The 25,215-nt window shown below is 70.0% G+C and carries 19 protein-coding genes; 3 read left to right on the top strand and 16 right to left on the bottom strand.

The genetic code is table 11. From position 1 onward, the window contains the following. The 3 genes from ACWD35_RS37675 to ACWD35_RS37665 form a co-directional block, all read right to left on the bottom strand. A partial coding sequence (locus ACWD35_RS37675) for a beta-ketoacyl synthase N-terminal-like domain-containing protein (protein WP_451355880.1) occupies positions 1-5,057 on the bottom strand: 5,057 nt, incomplete at its 3' end. A gap of 366 nt (positions 5,058-5,423) precedes the next feature. Continuing rightward, on the bottom strand, positions 5,424-6,491 hold the full coding sequence (locus ACWD35_RS37670; protein WP_451355879.1) for an arylcarboxylate reductase: 1,068 nt from the start codon (positions 6,489-6,491) through the stop codon (positions 5,424-5,426). 5 nt (positions 6,492-6,496) lie between these two features. After that, entirely contained in the window at positions 6,497-7,093 is a 597-nt protein-coding gene (locus ACWD35_RS37665; protein WP_451355878.1) for a hypothetical protein, read from the bottom strand. A 201-nt stretch (positions 7,094-7,294) separates the two neighbouring features. Here ACWD35_RS37665 and ACWD35_RS37660 point away from each other — a divergent pair, with 201 nt between their 5' ends. Next, on the top strand, positions 7,295-7,489 hold the full coding sequence (locus ACWD35_RS37660) for a hypothetical protein (protein ID WP_451355877.1): 195 nt from the start codon (positions 7,295-7,297) through the stop codon (positions 7,487-7,489). A gap of 248 nt (positions 7,490-7,737) precedes the next feature. Here ACWD35_RS37660 and hemA read toward each other — a convergent pair whose 3' ends face one another. After that, complete coding sequence (hemA, locus tag ACWD35_RS37655; protein WP_451355876.1) at positions 7,738-8,964, bottom strand: 5-aminolevulinate synthase; 1,227 nt, start codon at positions 8,962-8,964, stop codon at positions 7,738-7,740. A 368-nt stretch (positions 8,965-9,332) separates the two neighbouring features. On the opposite strand from hemA, the gene ACWD35_RS37650 reads away from it, so the two are divergent. Together ACWD35_RS37650 and ACWD35_RS37645 are read left to right on the top strand one after the other, a co-directional pair. Further along, the gene (locus ACWD35_RS37650; RefSeq protein ID WP_451355875.1) at positions 9,333-10,877 is read left to right on the top strand and encodes an AMP-binding protein; all 1,545 of its coding nucleotides are present in this window, start codon (positions 9,333-9,335) and stop codon (positions 10,875-10,877) included. Further along, positions 10,877-12,436, top strand: a complete 1,560-nt coding sequence (locus tag ACWD35_RS37645) for a long-chain-fatty-acid--CoA ligase (RefSeq protein WP_451355874.1) — start codon at positions 10,877-10,879, stop codon at positions 12,434-12,436. The genes ACWD35_RS37650 and ACWD35_RS37645 overlap by 1 nt, the downstream gene beginning before the upstream one ends. A 52-nt stretch (positions 12,437-12,488) precedes the next feature. On the opposite strand, the gene ACWD35_RS37640 is transcribed toward ACWD35_RS37645, so the two are convergent. From ACWD35_RS37640 to ACWD35_RS37585, 12 genes are all read right to left on the bottom strand, one after another. Further along, positions 12,489-13,277: a thioesterase II family protein gene (locus ACWD35_RS37640; protein ID WP_451355873.1), complete on the bottom strand. Its 789-nt coding sequence runs from the start codon at positions 13,275-13,277 to the stop codon at positions 12,489-12,491. Positions 13,278-13,585: 308 nt separating this feature from the next. After that, complete coding sequence (locus ACWD35_RS37635; protein ID WP_451355872.1) at positions 13,586-13,891, bottom strand: hypothetical protein; 306 nt, start codon at positions 13,889-13,891, stop codon at positions 13,586-13,588. A 206-nt stretch (positions 13,892-14,097) separates the two neighbouring features. Further along, the gene (locus ACWD35_RS37630; protein WP_451355871.1) at positions 14,098-14,454 is read right to left on the bottom strand and encodes a hypothetical protein; all 357 of its coding nucleotides are present in this window, start codon (positions 14,452-14,454) and stop codon (positions 14,098-14,100) included. A 372-nt stretch (positions 14,455-14,826) separates the two neighbouring features. After that, positions 14,827-15,237: a DUF5959 family protein gene (locus ACWD35_RS37625; RefSeq protein WP_451355870.1), complete on the bottom strand. Its 411-nt coding sequence runs from the start codon at positions 15,235-15,237 to the stop codon at positions 14,827-14,829. A 170-nt stretch (positions 15,238-15,407) separates the two neighbouring features. Next, positions 15,408-15,947, bottom strand: a complete 540-nt coding sequence (locus ACWD35_RS37620; RefSeq protein WP_451355869.1) for a hypothetical protein — start codon at positions 15,945-15,947, stop codon at positions 15,408-15,410. Positions 15,948-16,072: 125 nt separating this feature from the next. After that, a complete protein-coding gene (locus ACWD35_RS37615; RefSeq protein WP_451355868.1) occupies positions 16,073-16,654 on the bottom strand; it encodes an AAA family ATPase in 582 nt (193 codons plus the stop codon). A 450-nt stretch (positions 16,655-17,104) separates the two neighbouring features. Next, positions 17,105-17,653 (bottom strand): hypothetical protein, encoded by a 549-nt coding sequence (locus ACWD35_RS37610; RefSeq protein WP_451355867.1) that lies wholly within the window; start codon positions 17,651-17,653, stop codon positions 17,105-17,107. A 750-nt stretch (positions 17,654-18,403) separates the two neighbouring features. Further along, positions 18,404-18,886, bottom strand: coding sequence for a thioesterase II family protein (locus ACWD35_RS37605; protein ID WP_451355866.1), 483 nt, complete (start codon positions 18,884-18,886; stop codon positions 18,404-18,406). Between the two features lie 69 nt (positions 18,887-18,955). Further along, positions 18,956-20,671 carry an ABC transporter ATP-binding protein gene (locus ACWD35_RS37600; protein ID WP_451355865.1) on the bottom strand — a complete coding sequence of 572 codons (1,716 nt, stop codon included), beginning with the start codon at positions 20,669-20,671 and terminating at the stop codon, positions 18,956-18,958. Beyond that, positions 20,668-22,461: an ABC transporter ATP-binding protein gene (locus ACWD35_RS37595; protein WP_451355864.1), complete on the bottom strand. Its 1,794-nt coding sequence runs from the start codon at positions 22,459-22,461 to the stop codon at positions 20,668-20,670. Before ACWD35_RS37595 ends, ACWD35_RS37600 begins: the two co-directional genes overlap by 4 nt. Next, positions 22,458-23,921: an MFS transporter gene (locus ACWD35_RS37590; protein WP_451355863.1), complete on the bottom strand. Its 1,464-nt coding sequence runs from the start codon at positions 23,919-23,921 to the stop codon at positions 22,458-22,460. The genes ACWD35_RS37595 and ACWD35_RS37590 overlap by 4 nt, the downstream gene beginning before the upstream one ends. Positions 23,922-23,991: 70 nt before the next feature. Next, complete coding sequence (locus tag ACWD35_RS37585; protein WP_451355862.1) at positions 23,992-25,185, bottom strand: AMP-binding protein; 1,194 nt, start codon at positions 25,183-25,185, stop codon at positions 23,992-23,994. Between the last annotated feature and the right edge of the window lie 30 nt (positions 25,186-25,215).

Genomic DNA, 25,215 nt, shown 5'->3' with positions numbered 1-25,215 from the left:
AACCGGCCACGCGCCGCCACCAACACACACGCATCCGCCAGCGACCACACCCCGGCCACATACGCAGCCGCAATCTCACCGATCGAATGCCCCGCCACGAAATCAGGCGTCACACCCCACGACGACGTCAGACGGTAGAGGGCCACTTCGAGAGCGAACAGACCACACTGCGTGAACACCGTCGCATCCAATGCGTCGCCGTCCTCAAAGACGACCTCACGCAACGACCTGCCGAGCAGACCGTCGAACTCGGCACACACCTCATCGAACGCCTCGGCAAAGACAGGGAAAGCCTCATACAACTCACGGCCCATACCCGCCCGCTGACTGCCCTGACCAGAGAAGAGCACCGCCAGCTTCCCAGGCGTCACCTGCCCCCGCACCACACCAGCAGCAGGCTCACCCGAAGCCACAGCGGACAGGCCGGCCCCGAAGCCCTCAAGCCCCCCGGCCAACACCACAGCCCGGTGCTCGAACACCGACCGACCCGACACCAACGACGACGCCACATCCACCGGCGCCAGCTCAGCCCGGTCGCGCACATACCCGGCAAGCCGCCCGGCCTGTCCCCGCAACGCGGCCTCCGACTTACCCGACACCACCCACGGCACCATCACCGGCGGCACGTTCTGCGAAGGTCCCTCATCCGGAACCGGAAGCGGAGATTGCTCCACAATCACATGTGCGTTCGTCCCACTGATACCGAACGACGACACGCCCGCCCGCCGAGGCCGCCCCGCCTCTGGCCACGCCACCGACTCCGTCAGCAGCTCGACAGCACCGGCCGACCAGTCCACATACGGCGACGGCTCGTCCACGTGCAGCGTCCGAGGCAGTACGCCGTGCTGCATGCCAAGCACCATCTTGATCACACCTGCCACACCGGCCGCGGCCTGGGTGTGCCCGATGTTCGACTTGATGGAGCCCAGCAGGAGCGGCTGGTCCTCCGGGCGGTCCTGACCGTACGTCGCGAGCAGCGCCTGCGCCTCGATCGGGTCACCCAGCTTCGTACCCGTACCGTGCGCCTCGACCGCGTCGACCTCGGTCGAAGACAGGCGGGCATTCGCCAGCGCGGCACGGATCACCCGCTGCTGCGACGGCCCGTTCGGCGCGGACAGCCCATTGCTGGCGCCGTCCTGGTTGACGGCCGAGCCGCGGACCACCGCCAACACCTGGTGGCCGTTGCGCCGCGCGTCCGACAGCCGCTCCAGGAGCAGCATGCCGGCACCCTCGGCCCAGCCGGTGCCGTCCGCGCCCGCCGCGAACGCCTTGCAGCGGCCGTCGGGCGCGACGCCCTGCTGGCGGCTGAACTCCACGAAGAGGCCGGGCGTCGCCATCACGGTCACACCACCGGCGAGGGCGAGCGTGCACTCGCCCTGCCGCAGCGACTGCACTGCCAGGTGCAGCGCCACCAACGACGACGAACACGCCGTGTCCACCGTCACCGCCGGACCCTCGAACCCGAACGTGTACGAGATACGGCCGGAGGCGGCGCTGACGCTGCTTCCGGTGAGGAGGTAGCCCTGAAGCCCGTCCGACGCGTCGTGCATGCGCGGCCCGTACTCCTGGGCCATCGCGCCGATGAAGACACCGGTCGCGCTCTTCGCCTGGCCGTCGGGAGCGATTCCGGCGCGCTCGAAGGCCTCCCAGGAGGTCTCCAGCAGCAGCCGCTGCTGCGGGTCCATCGCCAGCGCCTCACGCGGCGAGATATCGAAGAACGCGGGATCGAAGTCACCGGCGTCGTAAAGGAAGCCACCGTCTCGGGCGTACGTCGTACCCGGCCGACCCCGCTCCGGCGAGTACAGGGCGGACAGGTCCCAGCCGCGGTCGGACGGGAACCCGCCGATCGCGTCCCCCTCGGCGGCGATCAACTGCCACAGTTCTTCGGGTGACTGCACGCCTCCCGGGAAACGGCAGCTCATGCCCACGATCGCGATGGGTTCGTCGGGGGTGACGGCAGTCGGCACGAGGGTGCTGTCCGACTGCTCCGCAGTGATGAGGGAGGTCCTCAGATGGCGCGCGAGGACGGCGGGGGTGGGGTGGTCGAAGAGCAGGGTCGTGTGGAGCCGCAGCCCGGTCGTGGCGTTGAGACGGTTCCGGAACTCGACGGCACCCAGCGAGTCGAAACCGAGCTCCTTGAACGTCCGCCCCACGTCCACGGCGTCCGGGCCGTCGTAGCCCAGTGTCGTGGCGACCTGGGTACGGACCAGCTCCAGGAGCAGGTCGATCTGCTCGTCCTCGCCCAGTGCCTCCAGGCGCCCCCTGAGCAGGGAGGCGGCGTCTGCCCCCGGCTCCGCAGTCCGGTCGGTCTGGGGCTCAGCCACGACGTCGAGCCAGTAGCGCTGACGCTGGAAGGCGTAGGTGGGGAGATCGACCCGCTGGGCACCGGTGGCCTCGAACAGGCCAGCCCAGTCGACGGACGCACCACCGACGAACGCCTCGGCGGCGGAGGTGAGAAAACGGAGCAGTCCGCCCTCACCACGGCGCAGCGAACCAACCGCCGTAACAGGGGTGTTGACAAGGGTTTCAGCCGTCTGCTCGACGCCCATGGTCAGCACCGGGTGCGCGCTGGACTCGACGAACAGGCGGAAACCGTCGTCCAGGAGAGCGCGGACGGTGTCGGCGAAACGGACCGTCTGACGCAGGTTGCGGTACCAGTAGCCCGCGTCCAGAACAGTCGTGTCCAGCACCTCGGCGGTCACCGTGGAATAGAAGGGAACACGCGCCGCCTGCGGGACGATGCCCGCCAAGTCGCGCAGGAGGACGTCCTCGATCTCCTCCACATGCGCGCAGTGCGACGCGTAGTCCACAGCGATACGACGAGCCCGAACACCGTCCGCCTCACAGGCGGCCAGCAGCTCGTCCAGGGCATCCGCGTCACCCGAAACGACCACCACGGCAGGACCGTTGACCGCCGCCACCGACAGACGACCACCCCAAGCCGACAGCCGCTCCTCGACGTCCTCGACACCGAGCGAGACGGACACCATGCCACCACGCCCCGACAGCGCACGAATGGCCTTGCTACGCAGCGCCACAACCTTCGCCGCGTCCTCGATCGACAGCGCACCGGCCACGCACGCGGCGGCGATCTCACCCTGCGAGTGACCGATCACCGCGGCCGGCTCCACGCCGTACGAGCGCCAGACCTCAGCCAGCGAGACCATGACCGCCCACAACACGGGCTGCACGACGTCGACCTGCTCCAGCCAGGCCTCACTGTCGGTGTCCCGCAGGATGTCGGTCAGCGACCAGTCCACGAACGGCGTCAGAGCAGCAGCGCACTCACCGATCCGCTCCGCGAACACCGGCGAGGAATCCAGCAGTTCAGCCGCCATACCCAGCCACTGCGAACCCTGACCAGGGAACACGAACACCGCACGACCATCGACACCGGCCGCACTCCCCCGCACCACACCCGCAACCTCACGGCCCTCGGCAAGCGCCTCAACACCCGGCAGACCATCCAGGACCACAGCCCGGTGCTCGAACACCGACCGCCCCGTCGCCAGCGAGAACCCGACATCACCCGCCGCGACATCGCGCCGCACAACGGCGGCCAGCCGCTCCGCCTGACCCCGCAGAGCCGCCTCGGACTTGGCGGACAGCACCCACGGCACCACCGAGGGCTTCTCAGCCGAAACCGAACCCGGCTCAAAGCCCGAACGGGAACTGGACCCTGCCCCCGAACCCCGTTCCCGAACCGCGACCGGCGCCTCTTCAAGCACCACGTGGCAGTTCGTGCCGCCGACGCCGAAGGCGCTGACGCCGGCGGCGAGAGGTGCGTCCGTAGCCGGGTCGGGGGTCCAGGGCTGTGTCTCGGTCTGGACGCGCAGGTTGAGTTCGCCCAGCGGGATGTCGGGGTTGGGGGTGCGGTAGTTGAGGCTGGGGAAGAGTTCGCCGTGCTTGAGGCCGAGGGCCGTCTTGATGAAGCCGACGATGCCCGCCGCGCCCTCCAGGTGGCCGACGTTGGTCTTGGCGGAGCCGACGCGGAGCGGTGTGCCGGTCTGGCGTCGGGCGCTGCCGAGGACGGTGCCGAGGGCCGCGGCCTCGACCGGGTCGCCTGCTTTGGTGCCGGTGCCGTGGAGTTCGACGTACTGGACGCGGGCGGGAGCCACGCCGGACTGTTCGTAGGCGCGGCGCAGGACGTCTTCCTGTGCGGCCTGGTGGGGGGTGGTGAGGTGCGTGCCGCCGCCGTCGTTGTTGACGGCGCTGCCTCGGATGACGCAGTAGACGGGGTCGCCGTCGGCGAGGGCGGCAGAGAGGGGCTTGAGGACGACGGCGCCGCCGCCCTCACCGCGCACGTAGCCGTTGGCACGGGCGTCGAAGGTGTAGCTGGTTCCGTCGGGGGACAGTCCGCCGAACCTGGCGACGCTGACGCTGCTCTCTGGGGCGAGGATGAGGTTGACGCCGCCGGCGACCGCGACGGTGCTCTCGCCGCGGCGCAGGCTTTCGCAGGCGAGGTGGACGGCGACCAGGGAGGAGGCCTGGCCGGCGTCGAGGGTGAGGCTGGGACCGCGCAGTCCGAGGTGGTAGGAGACGCGGTTGGCGATGATGCTGCGGTGCAGTCCGGTGAAGCTGTGCCGGTCGATCGCGGCGAGGCCGCGCCGACGTTGCACGGTGGCGTAGTCGTCGGCGATCACGCCGATGTACACGCCGGTCGCGGTGGAGCGGAGGCGGTCCGGGACGATGCCCGCGTCCTCCAGGGCCTCCCAGGTCAGTTCGAGTACGAGGCGCTGCTGGGGGTCCATCGCGGCGGCTTCGCGGGGCGAGATGCCGAAGAAGGCCGCGTCGAAGTGGTCGATGTGGGTCTGGTCCAGGAAGCCGCCGCGCCGGGTGTTGATCGTGCCGGGGCGAGTGGCGTCCTCGTCGTAGAGGGCGTCGGCGTCCCAGCGTTCCCGTGGGACGTCGGTGATGGCGTGGGCGCCGTTGCGCAGCAGGTCCCGGAAGGCGGCGGGGTCGGGCGCGCCGGGGAGGCGGCAGGAGAGTCCGACGACGGCGATCGGAGTGTCCGCCGTGTTCGCCGGGTGCGCGGAGGCGGCCTCGGAACGCTTCATGTGGCATGACTCCCTGGGACCAGAGGTGGAGTGCGGGCGCGCCGGAACTGCGCTGCCGGCTCCGGTGGTTGTGACGATGTTCGGGCTGGGGTGGCCGGGGACGCCGCGTGACGTGCGGCACGGGTGGGTGTCCGACCGCGCGCGGCGACGCGTGGTGGCGGAGGGATGGCTGACACGTCGTGGCGCACGTCCCGGCCCGCCGGGCGGCGGGACGGGTGGCGGGTGTGAGGTGTGGGGGGCGGACGGCAGGGACTGCCGCACGTCTCGTTGTTCTTGTGCGGTCAGCCCCGTTCCCGCCGCCCGACGGGCCCCGGAAGGGGCCCGGTGCGGGGTCGGTACCGGCCTGGGTGGGTCTGTGAGGTGGGTCTAGTAGATGCCCTCGGGCGCCGAGCGGACGACCTGGAGCGGTCTTACGTTGGCGACGCCGTCGCACGGCCAGGCGTCGCCGGTGTCGTACCGGACGGCGAGGTCGCGTTCGAGGATGTTCGGCAGGAAGAGGTCGTCGTGCAGGACGGTCAGCCGGACCTGGCCCTGTTCGCCGTAGCCGACGACCTTCGACCAGTCGTCCTTGTCGACGACCGCCATGGTCACCTGCGGGTAGTTGGGCAGGTAGGGCATCAGCGCGTCGTCGTTCTCCAGGGGGAGGGCGACCGTGTTGCCGAAGGTGTTGGCATAGGTGACGGCGACGATTCCCCCGCCGAGGGCCTCGTGGAAGGCGCGGCGCATCGCCGGGGTGGCGTGGGTGCCGCTGAGCCGTACGCCGCTGAGCCGGGCGACCAGCTCGGGCCGGGCCTTGATCAGGGCCTGGAGGAGGGCCGGTGTCGTGACGAGGTAGTCGACGGGCTGGCTCTCCAGGACAGCGGACATCTGCTCGACGAGGTGGGTGGTGTACTCCTGGGCCTCCTTGAGCCTGCCGCCGCGCAGCAGTCGCTTGACCCAGCGGGGGTCGAAGTCGACGCCGTACACGCGGCCGTCGTAGAGGTCCGCCAGGTCGACGGCTCCGTGCCCGATGAGGTGGGGGCCGGTGGGGGTGGCCTGGAGCCAGCAGCGGCCGGGTTCGAAGCCCTCGCGTTCGATGACCCAGCGGCGCCAGGCGGCGCGGTGCTCGAGCATCGGCTCGGTGTAGTACACGCGGCAGGGGCTGCCAGTGGTGCCGCCGGAGTCCCAGATGCGTCCGGTCAGCGGGCGGGGTACGGCCAGGGGCACGAGGTCGGTCGGGTCGAGCGTGCGCAGTTCGCCGAGCGGCATCGGGCCGAAGGCGGCGAGGTCTTCGTACCGGGTGACGTCCTTGGGGTCGACGCCGAGTCCGGCGGCGCGCTTGAGCCAGTACGGGGCGCCCATGTCGGGGTCGAAGTGGCGGCGGACGATGCGGCGCGTCCAGGCGTCGATGTCCTGGGCGAGCCATGTGTCGATGAGGGGGGTCGTGTCCTTCATCGTGCTCACCTGGCCACTGCTTCGTCGGAGGGGACGCCGACCGCGGGCTCCACGGCGGGCAGTTCGATGCCGAAGTCGTAGACGGCGGTCATGGCTTCGAAGACGTGGTCCGGGGACTCCACGTGGACCACGGGAAAGCCCGCGTTCTGGAAGGTGCCGAAGGCGGCGGGGCCGAGGACCAGGCCGAGCTGGGTGTCGGCGTCCTCGAGGCCGGCGACCATGTGGGGCACGCTGACCGGGTCGGTCGGGTTGCGGCGGAACAGGTCGCGGATCTCCTCGCCCGTGGTGAGCGTCTTGCGCTCCATGCACGAGTGGACGGGGACGCGCGGGTTCTTGAAGGTCATGGCGTCCAGCGTGGGCTCCATGAACTCGGTGACGTGCCGCTGGAGGGGTGAGTGGAAGGCGACGCCGTGCTCCTCGGCGATGTGCAGGGCGCCGGGCTGCAGGGTCGCGCCGAAGCTTTCGAGGGCGGTCCGGTAGCCGCCCAGCAGCACCATGCGTTCGGTGCCGGTGCCCACGCGGCCGAGGTCGGCGGAGAGGTGGACGTCGGGGACGTCCGCGACGAATGCGCCGGGGTCGGTGTCGAGGGGAACACGGAGCATGGCGACGGCCTGTCGCGGGGCGCCCGAAGAAGGGGCCGGCACTTCCCGCAAACGCATCAGGAAGGTGAAGAGTTCCTGACGTTCCACTGATCCGGCGAGGCTTGCGGCGACAAGCGCGCCGAAACTGAGCCCGCATACCGCAGTAGGCGTGATTCCGTATTCTTCGGCGAGTACGTCGGCGATTCCGAGAACGGCGGCTGCTTGGCGAATGGCACCGACTCCTTGGCGGTGCTCCTGTCCGGTTTCTCTTTGTTCATGGAAGATGCGCTGAACGTCGAGACCGGTCCAGTCCGCTATTTGCGCATAGGTCCGCTGCACGCTGGGAAACAGTTCATACAGCTCCGCACCGGCTCCTGGCTGATCGTTCATGCCGCCGTCGAGGACATACGCAAGTGACACTCAGAACCCCCGTTCCAGCCCTCCCCTGGTAACGGGTGGGCAAACACCGCATAGCGGCGATCGTCGACGAGACTCCCTTGTGGGCCTCGTCACTCTTTGCGGGTCACATCTACCCGCGAGTCGCTTGGCTGTTCGGCAATTTCATCCAACCCCCGTCAGCGATCTCATGTCAAGCGAGGACTTCCTGTGAGAACGCTGACGGCAGGTCAACAGGCTGTCACCAGCGGGAGTTTATACGATCAAGATCATTTGCCGGTGCCGAGGGTCAGGCGGTGGGCGCCGAGTTGCTCCCAGACCTGGTCCAGGGCATCGACGAATCCGCGCACCTCGTCGGCGGTGTGCACGGCGCCGGGGGCGACCCGCAGGATCTCCTCGCCGACGCGCACGCTCGGGGCGTTGATCGCCTGCACGTAGATCCCGTGCCGGTCGAGCAGCAGGGCGGACATCTCCTTGCACAGGGCCTCGTCCCGTACCAGGACGGACACGATGTGCGTCTGATCCGAAATGAAGGGAATGCCCCGCTCGTTCAGCAGCCGGTGCATCAACTGTGCGTTTGACCACAGCTGTTCGCGCTCGGCGTCGGAGGAGCGCAGATGGCGCACGGCGGCCAGGGCGGCGGCGGCCACGGCGGGCGGCAGGGCGGTGGTGAAGATGAAGGAGCGGGAGAACATGCGCACCGCCTCGATCACTTCGGCCGGGCCGGCGATGTAACCGCCGGTGGTGCCGAAGCCCTTGGCGAGGGTGCCCATGATGACGGTGAAGTCGTCGGCGATGCCCTGCCGGGCGGCGATGCCGGCACCCTCGGGGCCGTACATGCCCACGGCGTGCACCTCGTCGAGGTAGGTCATCGCCCCGTAACGCTTGGCGATGTCGGCGATCTCGGGCAGCGGGGCGATGTCGCCGTTCATCGAGTACACGGACTCGGCGACGATGAGCTTGGGCACGTCCGGGTCTGCCGCCGCGAGCAGTTCTTCCAGGTGGGCGGTGTCGTTGTGGCGGAAGATCCGCTTGTCGGCGCGGCTGTGGCGCAGGCCGTCGATGATGGAGGCGTGGTTGAGCGCGTCGGAGAAGACGACGCAGCCCTCCATGCGGCCGGCGATGACGGACAGCGCGCCATCGTTGGCGGTGTAGCCCGAGGTGAACAGGAGGGCGTCGTCCTTGCCGTGGAGGGCGGCGAGTTCCTTCTCCAGCTGCACGTGGTAGTGGTTGGTGCCACCGATGTTGCGGGAACCGCCCGCGCCGGCGCCGTACTTGTCGACGGCCTCCTTCATGGCGTCGAGCACCGCGGGGTGCTGGCCCATGCCGAGGTAGTCGTTGCTGCACCAGACGTGGATGCTGTCCGCACCCTCAGGGGCGCGCAGGCTGGCCGCGGGGAACCGTCCGGCGAGCCGGCCGATCTCCAGGAACTCCCTCTTTCCCCCGTCAGAGCCTTCGATGAGGCGTGAAAAGAGGTCCAGATATTGGGTCGTCACGTTTACTCGCTTCGCTTTCGGGCTGACTGAGGCCACGTGCACGTACAGGCGACTGTGCGGATCTGAGGTGAGACCGCGCGGATACGGCCGGCTTCCGGCCACCCCGGCTGGACGCGTCACCCGTGGAATCGTGCGGGGACCAGCGGCTCGCCGTCCTCGATTTCGAGGAGGCACGGGGAAGTAACTTCTGTATACCATCCCCTTGCCGATGGCGTCCAACCTGCTTGCGCGCGACGCTTATTCGGAACATACAAACGGCAACTCGGCCCTGTTGTGGGGAAACTGACAGCAGTTCACCCGTTGTTGCCCCGCTCACGTGATCATGCAATCCTGCTCCGACCCAAAATGCGCTGCGAAGTGGAGTTTCGGTGACTTCGAACGAGAATTACGCCCGTCGAGTGCTGGAGGCACTGGCGTCCGATCCCGACCGGATCGCCCTGTGGCGGGACGGCGAGGAGTTCACCGCGGGCCAGTTCTCGCGGACGGTTCTCGCGGCGGCGGATATCCTGCGCCGACACTTTATGGAGGATGAAACTCCGATTGTGGCGATTCTGACCGTCACCAATACTCCGGCGACCGTACTTCTACGCTATGCGGCCAACCTCGCCGGAGCCACCGTGGTGCACCTGCACTCCACGAACGCGGTCGACCCCACCGATCAGCTGGCCGCCGCCGCACGGCACGAGATCCTCGCCACGACCCGCGCGACGTTCCTCGCCGTCGACAAGGAGAACGCCGACGCGGCCCGCGAGCTGTGCGCGCGGCTGCCCGAGCCTCCCCGGCTCGCCGCGCTCGACGCCCTCGGCCCCGACGTCCTGGACCTGTCGGCGGGTGCCCCGGACTCCTTCGACCTCGGTGCCGTCGAGGCCGACCCCGAACAGCCGGCCGTGGTGCTCTTCACCAGCGGTACCAGCGGCAAGCCCAAGGGCGTCACCCTGCCCTACCGCGTGCGCAGCCTCTATCTCCAGGCGGGCCTCCAGTCCCCGGAACCCGTCGTGTACCTGTCGACGCTGCCGGTGAGCCACTCCAACGGCTCCGGCGTCGACCTCGCCCTCGCCTCCGGGGGAACGGTCGTCCTGCACGACGGGTTCGAACCGGGCGAGGTACTGCGCGCGGTCGAACGGCATCGCGTCTCCGCGCTCACCCTCACCCCGCCGCAGCTGTACATGCTGGTCGACCACCCGGACCTCGCCACCACCGACCGGTCCAGCATCAGGATCATCTCCTACGGCGGCTGCCCCGCCGCCCCGGCCCGGCTGGCCGAGGCGGTCGAGGCCTTCGGGCCGGTACTCCTTCAGTTCTACGGCACCACCGAGACCAGCGGCATCAGCGTTCTGATCCCGCCGGACCACTTCGACCCCGAACTGCGCGCCACCGTCGGGCGCCTGACCGCCCAGGTACGCATCCGCGACATGGACGACCAGCGTGACCTCGCTCCCGGCGAGGTCGGCGAGGTGTGCGTGCGCACCCCCTTCACCATGCTCGGCTACTGGGGCGACCCGGAGCTGACCGCGGCGACCGTCCGCGACGGCTGGGTGTACACCGGCGACCTCGGTTCCCTCGACGAGAAGGGCTTTCTGCGTCTGCACGGCCGACTGGGCGAGGTGATGAAGACCAACGGCATCCGGGTCCACCCCACGGACGTCGAGAACGCGCTGCTGACCCATCCGGAGGTCGCCCAGGCGGCCGTGTACTGCGTGGTGGACGACGACCGCGTGGAGCACATCCACGCCGCCGTGGTGCTCCGGCCGGGCGCGAGCGCCGACGCCGGCACGCTGATCGGCCACGTCGCCGCCGAGCTGTCGCCCCAGCACGCGCCCTCCGTGGTCACCTTCCACGACACCCTGCCCCTCACCGGCGCGGGCAAGCCGGACAAGCAGGCACTGGCCGCGCTTCACACGGGTGCGGCCTGATGCTGACGGCCGCGTCCGTCCTCGCCGAGTCCGCCGAACGACGCCCCGACCACCCGGCGCTCGTCTTCGGCCCGGAGCGGTTCACCTACGCCGAGCTGTGGCAGGCCACCCGCCGGTACGCGACGGTGCTGCGGGAGCACGGTGTGCGCCCCGGTGACCGGATCGCCCTGCTGCTGCCCAACACACCGCACTTCCCGATGGTGTACTACGGCGTGCTGGCGCTCGGCGCCGTGGCGGTCCCGGTGCACGGGCTGCTGCGCGCCGAGGAGATCGTCCACGTCCTGCGCGACTCCGGGGCGAAGGCCCTGGTGTGCGCCGGGCCGATGCTGACACAGGGCGCCGAGGCCGCGGAGGCGGCCGGGGTTCCGCTGCTCACCGTCCTGGCGCGGGACGGCGGCGACAGCACCGACGGCCTCGGTGGCCCGCCGCGCCTGGACGTCCTCGCCGAGCGGGCAGAGCCCCTGGACCGGCTGGTCCCGCGCGCGCCCGACGACCTGGCCCTGGTGCTGTACACCTCGGGCACCACCGGCCGGCCCAAGGGCGCGATGATCACCCAGCTCAACCTGGTGATGAACATCAGCACCACGATGCGCTCGCCCTTCGACCTGGGCCCCGACGACGTGCTGCTCGGCTGCCTGCCGCTGTTCCACACCTTCGGTCAGACCTGCGGTATGAGCGCCTGCTTCCTGGCCGGCGGCACCCTGGTGCTCATGAGCCGCTTCGACGGCCCCGCCGCACTCGACCTGATGGTCACCGAGGGCTGCACGGTGTTCATGGGCGTCCCAACCATGTACCTCGCCCTCCTGGACGCCGCCGACGACGACGCCCGGCGCCCCGCCCTCGACCGCGCCTTCTCCGGCGGCTCGGCCCTGCCGGTCAAGGTGCTGGAGGACTTCCAGGAGGTCTACGGCTGCCCGATCTACGAGGGGTACGGCCTCACGGAGACATCGCCGGTGGTGGCGTACAACCAGAAGGCGTGGCCGCGCCGGCCCGGCACCGTGGGGCGTCCCATCTGGGGCGTGGAGGCGGAGATCGCCGCGGCCGATGTCGAGGACCGCGTCGAGCTGCTGCCGGCAGGCGAGATCGGGGAGATCGTCGTACGGGGCCACAACGTCATGGCCGGCTACCTGGGCCGGCCGGAGGCCACCGCGGCCGTGCTGGTCGACGGCTGGTTCCGCTCCGGCGACCTGGGGGTGAAGGACGCCGACGGATACCTGACCATCGTCGACCGCAAGAAGGACATGGTGCTGCGCGGCGGCTACAACGTCTATCCGCGCGAGGTCGAGGACGTGCTCATGCGCCACCCGGCCATCGCCCAGGTCGCCGTCATCGGCGTCCCGGACGACCGGTACGGCGAGGAGGTGTGCGCCGTGGTGCGGACCCGGCCGGGCGCGGTCCCGGACGCGGGCCTGGCCGCAGACATCGTGTCCTGGAGCAGGGAGCGGGTCGCCGGGCACAAGTACCCGCGCCTGGTGGAGTTCGTCGAGGGCTTCCCGCTCGGACCGAGCGGGAAGGTGCTGAAGCGGGAACTCGCGGCCCGCTTCGCCGGCCGCCGCTGACGGCGAACCGCCCGCGCCGGCCCGGCCGGCGCGGGCACCGGTCCCGGCCCGGTCAGCGGTCGGCGACGCCGGTGCGGGCACGCTCCTGGAAGCCCGTCAGGTCCTCACGCAGGGCCGCGATCACCTGCTCGCTGCGGTCGGCGAGGTAGAAGTGGCCGCCGCCGAACGTGCGGATCCGGAAGTCGGCACGGGTGTGCTCGGCCCAGCCGCGCGCCTCGTCCCCGCGCACCTGCGGGTCGGCGTCCCCGGTGTAGACATGCAGCGGGCAGTTCAGCGCCGGCCCCGGCCGGTACGCGTAGCGCTCCACCGCGGTGTAGTCGGCGCGGAGCGCAGGCAGGATCATCCGCACCACGTCCTCGTCGTCGAGCAGCGTCGAGTCGGTCCCCTGGAGCTTGCGTATCTCCTCGACGAGTCCCGCGTCGTCCCGAAGATGCACCGTGTCCCGGTGCACACTGCTGGGCGCCCGGCGCCCCGAGACGATCAGTCCCAGCAGCCGCTCGCCGAGCTCGGCCTCCATGCGCCGCGCGGTCTCGAAGGCGAGCGTGCCGCCCATGCTGTGCCCGAACAGCACCAGGGGCCGGTCGGTGTGTCCGCGCAGGGCCTCGGTGATCTCGTCCACCAGTGCGTCGACGCTGGTGAGAGCGGGCTCGGAGCGACGGTCCTGGCGCCCCGGATACTGGAGCGCCAGCACCTCGGCGCGGGGGGTCAGCCGAGCGGACAGGGGCTGGAAGTAGCTGGCCGATCCGCCCGCGTGCGGGAAGCAGACCACCGTGACGTCGCTGTCCGGCGCGGGATGGAATCGCCTGATCCAGCGTTGCCTCAGTTCGTGCAAGTCAGCCATGTGCCCCGTCCGTTCCGTTGCCTTGACGGACGCGTCCTACTGCGGACGCCCCCAGGTCCCACCCTTGCGGACCGGCGCGCGATGATCAAGGCGGTCACCGTGCGGGGAACGGCCGGGGCGGACGGCTCGGATGGCCGCTGACCTGCTCAGTCGGGTCGGAGGACCAGGTGACGGTGCGTGGCCTGCGGACCCCGGGTGAGGCCAATGCCACAATCGAAGGGGAGCGGTGGCCGTCCGCCCCGAGTAAGGGTGGCTGTGGTCGCGAACGGACCGGGGTCGTGTCAGGCGGCCCGTATGCACTTCGCTGTTCAGGGGCTGTCCGCTCCGTCGTGACCGGAGCGAGCCTCGCGGCGGCGGGCGCCCGTGCCGGGCCCCATGAAGTGGCCGTCGTCCACAGCGAGAGTTTCCGCTGCGGGCCAAGTCGGGTGATGAATCAGGTAGTCCACCCCTCGCTCGCCGTCGAAGTTGCGGTAGACAACGTAGATGGTGTGGTCGGAGCGCAGGGGCACGCTGAACACCGGCCGCTCATGGTCGGCGTAGAGCACGCGGCACAGCTCCAAGGCCGCGTCCCGGTCGGCACCGAACGCGGCTCGTTGCGCGTCCTCACCGCGCAAACAGGCACCGAGGTGCACTGGCCAGAACAAGGGGTCGCCCAGATAGGCGCTCCCCGTGACCAGAGGGCCGCCTTCATATCCTGGGATCTAGACGGCGGCGGTCGAGGAGAGGACGGAGATCCAACGGCCGGGCCAGGGGAAGGGAACGTGGATCGAACTCCTGAAGCGGTGGTCGGCGGCACCCCCTTCGCTGTCAGGCGGTACGCCTACGCGAAAGTCGGAGCGGCTGCCACCAACATGCTGCTGATCGAGCCGGTGTCGGAGGCGGCTCTGGTGGGGTCGGTGCTGGATTCCTCCGCGACCGTCGTGGCCCAGCAATCCCCCCAAGTTGCTGCCCAGTCGCCGGCCAGATCGCTGTCGGGATCGAGATCCTCGGGCCTGCCCGTGATCCCGTAGGCATCGAGAAGTTTTCGCTCTACTCCGAACGGTTCGCCCATGGCGAGTTCCGGGGACTCACTGATCCAACGCCTGAGGATCCGTCCGCGTTCGGCGATCAGCCACGCCTCCCCGTCGTTCTGCTCACTGTGGAAGAAGGGTTGAGCTTTGCCGAAGCGAGCGCTCACATCTCGGCCCAGCTCGTCTCCCGTACCTCCGTCAAGCCGAGGGCCTTCACCACCGCTGCCTGATCGACGGTTTCGACCGCGAGCCATGAAAGCCAACAGGCGCGTATGAGTGGTGCAGAACCGGAGGTCCCCATGACCTGCATCGTAGCGGGGTGGCCTGGGGCGGTCCTGGGCCGTCCGAGGCCGTTCAACACCGGCCGACGATGACCGATGACGACCCCTCAAGCGCCTATCCTCACCCTCTGACCCAGGGCAAGAAGACAGGTGCTTCCGGGGCTCCCATGAGCACGTCTCGCGTCCTCACAAGCGACGCGGCGGACGTCGAGGTCGTCATCGCGCCGTCCGAGACCTCAAACTGGAGCGCTGACGTCTTCAGGACTCGCCGCAGGCGTCACGCAGACGCTGAAGGTTTGCCTCGTGCTCATCAATCCACTCAGGCGTTGCTTCCAGTCCCAGGGCCACAGTCAACCTGTCGGGGTCGTGGACCGAGATGGAGAGCCAGCCGTTTTCGTGTGGGTGAAAGTACAGCTCCAGCCCTCGGCTTCCTTGCGGCCAGCTGGCGTCTTCACCGGCACTGAGGCGTCTCAGTGCTTCCTCCCACTCTTCGAGGTGATCAAGCCAGATACTGGTCTCCAAGCGGGCGTTCACGAAATCCGTCGTTATCAGGCACTCGGCTCGAACCTGGGCGCGTCGGGCTTCGTTGCGCTCAACCGCACGCAGGACGAGGGAGACGTCTCGTCCGTCAGACAGATGTATCAAGTCAACGGGGACCCACTCGTCCATCCCACTCCCCTTTGTCGGTCGCGTATCCAGAGCTTGCGTGCACGATACGCGCAGCGTCCGACAAGGATGACGTGGACATCGTGGGCGATCCCAGCATATGGACGGCGCCCCGTGGCTTGCCCCAGTCATTGAAACTCCGCCGCCCGGAGGGTGCGTGGATCAGCTTCTGACTACGCGGGAGGGGCGTAAGGGTTCCCGTCGGACGCCAGTGAGCCACCCCACTGCGCCCCCGACGGCGGGGCAGGAGCCCAGTCCGGGCCGCGGTGATCCAGCCACCACCTACCGATGGTGTGGAACTTCTCCTCGAAGCTGCGATCCCAGCTGAGGAACCCGGTGATCGGCGCCCGCAGGCGGGTACGGCGGCCGCACGCTTCGTAGATCACGACAGTCCGGCTTCCGAAGAGAGGCTCGATCTGGATGGCTTGGACCTTCGACCACGGGATGGTCCTGCGGCGGAGGTTGCGCACGATGGCCGCCGACGGCGTGAGAGTGACCCCGAAGGGCGGCGAGGTGATCAGTGCCACGGGCAACAGGACACCCCACATGAGCAGTGAGACAAATACAGGACCAAACGGGCCCCCGTCCAACCAGAACAAGACCTGGACGGCCATGACGACGATGGCGGGCAGCGCAGACAGCAGCCGTTGGCGGCGCGTCAACCGGTAACGGATGCTCTCCGGCGACATAGCCTCGACTTGCGATTGCTCCATCAATCCCCGCCCCTCACACAACGCAGCCAGCGCTGGCCTATCACGGCCAAGGCAGCATGGCGGATCAGGGGCGCGCTGTCCATCAGCGACCAACGGGGAGCCACCTACCTTTGAGCGGCGCTCGGTCACCGAATCAGGGCGACGACTGCTGCCTCGATGCTTTCGATGTCCGGATCACCATCATCTGAGGTATCGACTTCAACGACGGCATCGACTCCACCCGGCGGATCGAAAATCGAGCGCTTCATCTCGCCTCGCTGGAACTGAGATGAGAGCTGTCGGTCGACTGCCCCGCCTCCGGCCGCCCGGGCGCGGAGGCGCTCGCCGATGACCGATTCGCGGGCGACGACGTGAACAGCGAGCACTCGGGCGTCACATGCGAGTAGCGCATCCAGCAACTTGCGCGACAACACGGAGGACTCCACGACGAAGCTCATCCCTGACGAGGCGAGCAGCCTGGCTGCGTTGACCATCACGGCCTCAGCACGGAGGCTCAAAGGACCGCCGGCAATGTGGAAGTCCGGGTTGAACTGAACACCACCGTCCTTGGCGACGGAAGCGGAGGACAGCCCGAGACCGACCTTGATCTCGTCCCGGGTCAGGAACGGCACACCGAGGCGGCGCGCCGTTGCGCGGGCAACGGTGGTCTTTCCGGCCCCCGGGGACCCGCATACGGCGACCACCACCGGCCGTTCACACCTCAGCATCCGCCGATCCTGCCGGATCTTGACCGTGCTGTCTACGAGCCGATCGTGGTCAGCCAGGCAGCCCTCAGCGACCGCACCGCACGTAGCGTGGTGCGACGTGCGGGCCGTCTCTGAGTCGTCCGTGGCCAGCCGACGACGACCAACAACGACAGAAGCCCACGGCATCTGAACTGGTCAGAGCCGTGGGCCTCTTTTGACTCGCTGGTCAGCAAGACCGGTGATCAGTAGACCGGCTAATGAGGGCCAGCTGCAGGTCCCACGACGCTGCCCGATCGAGCAGGGACCCACCCGCTCAGTGCCGATCTACGGCCGCGGGCCAACGGGTCCCCGTTGACCACGCCCGCGGAAGGTGAGGCACCACCGACGGACACGACATGGCAGTGCGGTCAGGCGGTGGGTGCCGTGCGGGGCCAGCGGCAAGACCGTGGCCTTCGAAATCGTGCAGAAGGGTCAGATGTGCAGCTGTTCGTCGGTGGCCGAGCGACGGCCTCCGTACGAGGCGACCAATGCGTCAGCGACGGCCGCCGCGTCTGCATCGGCTACGTCCGCCGGGTACTCCGGCAGCAGGTCGTCCCAGACGGGCATCCACGACCCATACAGCTGAGCCTGCCCCTCGGGCCGGGCGAAGAACCAGATGTGCAGGTGTGCGGCTCCGTCCCCGAACCGGTAGACGTGTGCTCGGGAGATATGTGGTAGTGCCTGCACATGGCGGACGATGTGAGAGGTGAGAACCCCCAGTTCGGCGGCCATCTCGTCGGACAGATCCGTCATGTCGTAGTGGTTGAGCGAGTACAGCATCAGCACCAGCGGCACACCGACGCCCGTGACCCGGGCCAGTCGCCAGCGTTCGTTGAACCAGATGCCTTCGTCTCGAGCGCGGCACACGTCGCAGTTCGCCGGGTCCTCGCCGTGCCGTTCCGGCTCGGGAAGAACGGGTGGGCGCAGCGGCGCAACGCGAAGTCCATCAGGCTCGAACGGGCTTATGTCCCAGCTGGTCATCCGTGCCAACGGAAGCCGAAGCTCACCATCCGCGGCCGCACGTGCGTGGTCGTAGAACTCATCAGGTCGCAAGGCCATGATCGGAGACTAACGTGGCCCATCGATGCTCCGATGGCTAATGTGATCAGCTGTTGAGCGGACCTGCGCATACAGACGTCGAGCCGATCGTCCCCGAGGCGGTCGATGATCTGGCCCAGCAGATTTTGGCGATCGGGCATGTCTTCGCCACCGCGGTACCGACGGCAGTGACGGCAGTGACGGCAGTGACAGTGGACGTCAGCGGCGCTGGGCAGCCCGGCGCGGTAGCAGCAGCGAGCCGTCGGACCTGCCGGCCAGGGCTGCCCGCATTTTCTAAGCGCAGGTCATTGCCCAATGCCTCGTCACCACGGCTCCGCCGCCGCGGCTTGCTCTGACGGACATCGCCCTTCGACCGAAGGTTCTTCAGAGCGAACATGTCATGCCGTTCGCGTGCCACAACCCGCGGGGAACCACGGGGAACAGCGGGGACCGGCCACGGGTGCGGCCACGGCTCCAACACCGCCCCGCCGCAGATCAACACGTCAACTGCCGCCGGTGTGCCGACCGCCGCCTTCCGGGCCTGCGTCACGGCGTGGTCGAGCACCTGCCGGCGGTGTGCCTCCAGGTAGAAGTGGTCTCCGGGGAAGACGTGCAGTTCGCAGCGCCGTACAGGACGGTGACCGGGGCGCGCAGCGGGACGCCGGGCAGCGGCCGGTACGTCTCGATGAGCCGTTAGTCGCGGCGGATGGTGGGCAGGACGGCCGTCATCAGGGAGTCGCTGCCCAGGATGCCGCTGCTGGTGCCGCCGAGCCGGCGCAGGTCGGCCACCAGGTCGTCGTCGCTGCCGAGATGCACGGTGCCCGGCCGCGACAGCCGCGGGGCGGGACGCCCGGACACCACCAGGGCGGCAGGCGCCCGGCCGGCGGCGGTCAGCCCCCGGGCGACCTCGTACGCCACGGCGGCTCCCATGCTGTGCCCGAACAGCACCGTGGGCAGGCCTGCCCCCTCCTGTCGGTCCGCCAGGAGTTCACAGGTGATCGCGCCGGCCAGCTCCGCCATGTCCGTGGGTGCCAGTTCCTCGTACCGGTCCTCGCGGCCGGGGTACTGGATCACCGCGAACTCGACGTCCCAGGGGGCGTCCGCGCCCCACCCGCGGTAGTGGCTCGCTGCGCCGCCGGCGTGCGGGAAGCACAGCACCTGGGCTCGGGCGCACATGCGCGGCACCGGACGCCGCACTGCGGTCCCCGGCCGGGCCGGTGTCAGGGATCGGTCAGCATCTCTGCCTCACTCGCTCGGTACGGGGGCCAGGGAGACCTGCCAGAACTGGGCGTAGCGCCCGCCCTTGCTGAACAGCTCGTCGTGCGTGCCCTGTTCGACGATTCGTCCGCCCTCCAGGAAGGCGATGGTGTCCGCCTCGCGGATGGTGCGCAGCCGATGGGCGACCACGACCACCGTCCGCCCCGCCAGCAGGCCGTCGAGGCCGTCCTGGACGGCTCGTTCGTTCTCCGGGTCGAGACCGGAGGTCGCCTCGTCCAGCAGGACGACGGAGGCGTCCTTGAGCAACGCCCGTGCGATGGAGACGCGTTGACGCTCACCTCCGGAGAGCACGGCGCCGCCCTCACCCACCCTGGTCGACCAGCCGTCCGGGAGCCGTGCCACGACCTCGTCCAGACGGGCGGCCATCGCGGCGGCACGGACCTCGGCATCGTCGGCACCGGGGCGCCCGAGACGCACGTTCTCCTCGATGGTGCCGTCGAAGAGGTAGACGTCCTGGAAGACGATGGAGACACGGCTCATCAGCTGTTCGGTGCCGATGTCGCGCACATCCACGCCGCCGAACCGCACGGCGCCCGCGTCCACCTCGTGGAACCGCGCGAGGAGTTGCAGCAGGGTGCTCTTGCCCGCACCCGAGGGACCGACCACCGCGAGACGCTTCCCCTCGGGCACGGTCAGGGAGACTCCGTCGAGCACCGTGCGGCCTCCTCGGCGGAACACCACCGAGTCGAAGGCGAGGTCGCTGCCGTGCGGCTCGACCGGTTTCCCGGGCTCCGGCAGGGGTGGTTCGCGGAGCACGGCGTAGAGCCGCTCCAACTCGACGCGCGAGGCCCGCATCTGGCCACTGAGGTCGGAGAGCGACAGCAGCGGTTCCACGCAGCGAGCGGCCAGCACCAGCAGCGCGAGCACCTCGGCCGGCTGGATCCGTCCGCCCAGGGCGAGCCAGGTGCCGAGCACCAGCAGCGCGGTGAACACCGCCTGCACGGTGAAGGACAGTCCCAGGACGCCGGGCAGCGCCGACAGCGCGGAGCGTCGTACCGCGCGTCGCTGTCCGTCCAGCGCGTCGTCCAGCAGCCGGAACCGTTCGGTGGTCCGGCCGCCCACGCGCAGCACCGGCTGTGCGCGGACGTACTCGATGATGCGTCCGGCCGCCTCGTCGTCCCGTCGGGCGCGCTCCGCGTCCTGGGCCGCCGTGGCCCGGCCGGTCCAGATCAGCGTCGCCGCGACGACGGGTTTGGCCACCAGCGCGGCCACGCCCAGCCGCCAGTCGTAGCAGAGCATCACGATGACCACGGTGAGCGGTGTCATGCAGGCGGCGATGAGCGGCTGGAGGCGGTGGGCCGGGACCGCCATCACCTGCAGCACGCTGCGGCTGGCGAGGACCGTCACGTCTCCCACGCGGCGCGGGGTGAACCAGCCGAGGGGCAGCCGGGCCAGATGGTCACCGAGCCGGTGATGCAGCCCGCGGGAGAGCGTGGCCCCGGCGCGGAAGCCGGAGACGTCCGCGCAGTAGCGCAGTACGGCGCAGACGGCTGCCGCGGCGGCGAAGGAGCCCAGCCACGGCCAGACCTCGTGCGGCTGGCTGCCGAAGAGGGCCTTGAGTATCGGGACCAGCAGCGCGTACGAGAGGCCCTCTGCCACCGCGGTCACGGTCATCAGGGAGAGCGTGCGGCGCAGCGGGCGGGCGTGCTCGTCACCGAGGACGCGCAACAACAGGGAGATCACCAGGACTCGCCTCCTTTCATGGCTGCTCCTCGGTCCTGCGGCTCGTTGTCGGGCCAGGCCTGCTGGGCCTCCCACATGGCCGCGAACTTCCCATCCTTCGCAAGGAGTTCGGCGGGTGTTCCCTGCTCCGACACGGCGCCGTTCTCCAGAACGACGACGGTGTCGGCCTCGGCGATGGTCTCCAGGCGGTGGGCGATGACCAGCTGGGTGCGGTTCTCCCTGAGCGTGTCCAGGGCGCGCCGCACGTCGTACTCGGTACGGGGGTCGGCGAACGCGGTGGCCTCGTCGAGCACCAGCACCGGGGCGTCGGTGAGCAGGGCCCGGGCGATGGAGATCCGCTGGGCCTCTCCACCGGACAGTCCCGCGTCCTCGCCGATCACGGAGTCGTAGCCGCGGGGCAGTTCGAGGATCCGGTCGTGGATGCGGGCGAGTCGGGCCACGCGAACGACCTCGTCACGGTCGGCGTGCGGAACCGCGAGGGCGATGTTGTCGGCCACGCTGGCGCGCAGCAGCCGGACGTCCTGCAGGACGAACGAGACCAGGCGGTACAGGTCCTGTGACGCGATCTCGCGCAGGTCGACATCGCCGAGCAGCACGCTTCCGTGCGTCGGGTCGAAGAACCGCGGCAGCAGCTGGGCCAGGGTGGACTTTCCGCTCCCGGAGGGACCCACCAGGGCCGTCATGGTGCCCGGTTCAAGGATGAGGTCGATGCCGCGCAGCACCTCGCGTCCGGGCTCGTAGGAGAAGCTGACGTGGCGGAGCTCCACCCGGTGACCGCGCGGCGCCACCGGACTGCTCGGCTCGGGCAACGGTGCCACGTTCAGCAGGGCCTGGATCCGGCCGGCCGCCCGCTGGGCCGCCTGCACGTCGTCCAGACCGTGTCCGAGCGCGGCGACCGGGGCGGTCAGGCCGAGCCCCAGCAGCAGGAAGGGCAGCAGGTCTGCGGGCTGCATGGTGCCGGTGGTGATCAGTGCCGCGCCGCCGGTGAGGATGACGACCAGGACGAACGGTGCAGACAGCACCAGGGAGGCCAGGGCGCCGAGGGCCGCCACCCCGCGCACCCAGCCCAGGAAGTAGTCGGCAAAGTCGTCGGCTGCCTTGATGAAGGTGCGGTGCGCGCGACCGGCTCCGCCGAAGGCCTTCACCACGGAGATTCCCTCGACGAACTCGACGGCGGAGCCGGCGATCCGGCCCATGGCCGCGTCCAGGGCGAGCTGGTCACGGCGGCGGCTCTCCGACATCAGCAGGAGGTTCAGCCACAGGCCGAGCAGCACCGGGACCAGGGCGACCAGGCTGAGCCGCCAGTCGATGAAGAACAGGTAGACCAGGGAGACCAGGGGCACGACGACCGCTGAGGTGATCTCCCCTGGGGTGTGTGCGGTCAGCGGGTGCAGGGCGCCCACGTCGTTCTGGACGACCTGGCCGAGCTCGCCGGAGCTGCGCCGCACGTACCATCCGAGCGGCACCCGGCCGAGGTGCTCGGCGAGCGTCCGCCGTACGGACAGCTGCAGTTCGCCGTCGATGAGGTGCCCGATCCCGGAGGACAGGGCGCCGAACAGGACGCGGACGAGCAGTCCGATCGCGCCGACGGTGACGACCGTCCACACGTGGCCCTTGTCCACCGGGCCGGGCAGCAGCAGTGCGCGACCCAGCTCCACCACGGCGATCAGCGGGGCGAGTCCCCCGAGGGCACTGATGACCTGGAGCACGAGGACGGCGGCCAGGCCCAGCCGGTGGGGTCGCAGCAGCCCGCTGAGCCCCTGTCCGGTGGGTTCCGCTTCGGTGGTCATCGCCCCACCTCCGTCGCGGGGGTGCCGACCCGGCCGGGCGCCTGGGCCGGCGCGGTCTCGCGGGCGCGCCCGGGCAGCACGACGGCCGCCACGAGCGCGGCGACGGCCAGGATCGCTCCGGCCAGGCCGAGGCCCAGCCCGAATCCGCTGGTCATGGCTTCCTTGGTGGTGTGGCCTGCCCTGAGGGCACCAACCGTGTGCTGGACCTGGACGGTCACGAGTACGGCCAGGCCGAGCGCGCCGCCGATCTGCCGGGCGCTGTTGAGCAGCGCGGAGGCCATGCCCGCCTCGTGGGGCGGCAGCCCCTGGGTGGCGGCACCGGTCGGCGGTACGAAGCACACGCCGATGCCGAAGCCGGCGACCAGGGACGGTCCGAGGATGTCGGCCAGGAAGCTGCCCGAGGGGCTGATCAGACCGAACCAGCCGAAGCCGGCGGCCGCCACCAGACCGCCCGGCACGAGCAGCGCCTTGGCGCCGAGCGTCCCGAGCAGCCGGGTGGAGACGGCGCTGCCGGCGATCATGCCGGCGCAGAAGGGCAGGAACGCCGCACCGGTGGCGACCGGTTTCAGTCCGAGCACCTGCTGGAGGTAGAGGGAGACGAAGTAGAAGCCCGCGAACTGTCCCGCGCACACCAGCAGCAGGAAGAGGTTGGCGCCGCCGATGCCGCGCCGGGCCAGGAGCCCGAACCGGACCAGCGGGTCGGTCGTCCGGGACCGCGTCTCGACCAGGATGAAGGCGAGAAGCAGTGCGGCCGCCGCCGCGAGCGTGCCGATGGTCGTTCCCGAGCCCCAGGCGTACTCGTTGGTGCGGACGACACCGAGGACGAGCAGTCCGATGCCTCCGGTGCCGAGGACGCCGCCGAGGACGTCGAGCCGGCGCGTCCCCGCGACAACGCCCGCGGGTACGTGGCGCATCGCCAGCCAGGCGACGGCCAGGGCCAGCGGCACATTGACGAACATGACCCAGCGCCAGCCGCCGTATTCGGTGAGCAGCCCGCCGGCGAGCACGCCCACCGCACCGCCGACGGCCGACACGGCGGCGTACACGCCCAACGCCCTGGTGCGTTCCTTGCCTTCCCGCTGGGTGGTGGTGAGCACCGCGAGCGCGGCGGGCGCCATCGCTGCCGCGCCCAGACCCTGCACCACCCGCGCGACGATCATCTCGGCGGGGTTCTGGGCCAGCGTCCCGCCGAGCGACGCCGCGGCGAACACCACGGCGCCGAGCACCAGCAGCCGGCGCTGTCCGTAGACGTCGGCCGCCCGGCCACCCAGCAGCAGCAGACCGCCGAACACCAGCGAGTACGCGTTGATGACCCACGAGAGCTGTTCCGGGTCGAATCCCAGGCCGCTGCGGATGGCGGGGAGCGCCACGTTCACGATCGACATCACCATCGTGACCGTGAACTGCGCCAAGGCCACCGCGAGGAGCACTCGCCCCCGGTTCGGACCTTTCTCGATCACTGCTCCTCCATGCTTGTCGCACGCATTATTTGTACGCGTACGATAACTGTACTCGGGGCGGAACCCCCTTTCACCCCACGATGGGGAGCAGGTCGGCCGCCGTCACCGGAGACCCGGGCCGGGGACCGGCCTCCTGCGGATATCCGAGAGCTCCGGTGAGCTCCTGCCAGGCGTGAGCCACCGTCAGATGCCGCTGTGGGCCGCGCAATGAATCGCCGCCCTCGGCGATCCGCGCCGCCAGCTCGTCCAGGGCGTGCAGCACACCGTCCGGCCACACCTCCTCCAGCACCGCCTTCCACGAGGGCGCCTCGGCGGGCACCAGCAGGGCGGGCAGCGCGGTCCCGTCCGCCGCGGTGAGCAGCATGTCGAGCAGAGCGGGAACGCTGTTCCAGACGGTCACCCCGTGCCGGACGCACAGGGCCAGCCATCGGTTCGCGTCCCGCCGGTCGGACTCGTCCACCAGCACCAGGGCGCCGCCCTCGGCCAGCAGTCCGAAGACGTCCCACACCGAGAGATCGAAGTCCAGGGCGGAGACGGCCAGCACCCGGTCGCCGGCACCGATGTCGAACCGCTCGTCGATGTCCTCGACGGTGTTGACCGCGGCCCGGTGGCTCACCTCGACGCCCTTGGGCGTGCCGGTGGAGCCGGAGGTGAAGATGACGTACGCCGTGTCCTCCGGGCCGGCGGGCACGGGGGCGGCGAGCGGCTCATCGGCCAGCGCCTCGGTGAGGGCGAGCACCTCGGTGTCCTGGCCCGGCGACTGCGGGGCTCCGGTGCCGTCCAGGACGATCCGGGCCCCGCTGAGCTCCAGGATGCGGTCGCGGCGCGCGGCCGGCTGGTCGACGCCGACGGGCACGTAGGCGGCGCCCGCGGCGAGGACGCCGAAGACCGCGGCGATCTGGTCCGGTCCCTTGGGCGCCGTGACCACCACGGACGTGCCGCGTCCGACGCCCCGCCGGACAAGGGCCCCGGCGATGCGCAGGGCCCGCTCGGCCAGTTCGCCGTGGGTGAGCCGCCCGCTCTCCTGCCACAGCAGTGCGGGATCGGCCGCCCGCTCCCGGGCGTGCTCGAAGAAGGCCGTGTGCAGCAGGCGTCCGCTGTGTCCGCGGGTCGCGGAGTTCACCTCGTCGCGGCGGCGGCACTGGGCGACGGGCAGGGCGAGGTCCGCGTCGGTGCGTTCGTCGTCGGCGGCGAGGTCGTGCAGCAGCGTCGTGTACGCGGTCATCATGGCGGCCGGCATCCCCACGGGGAACAGGTCGTCCACCGTGTCCCAGGCGAGCAGCAGGCCCCCGTC

Source organism: Streptomyces sp. NPDC002671 (assembly GCF_053592475.1).
The sequence above is the reverse complement of the archived record's forward strand: the minus strand, read 5'-3'. Positions and strand labels throughout refer to the sequence as shown.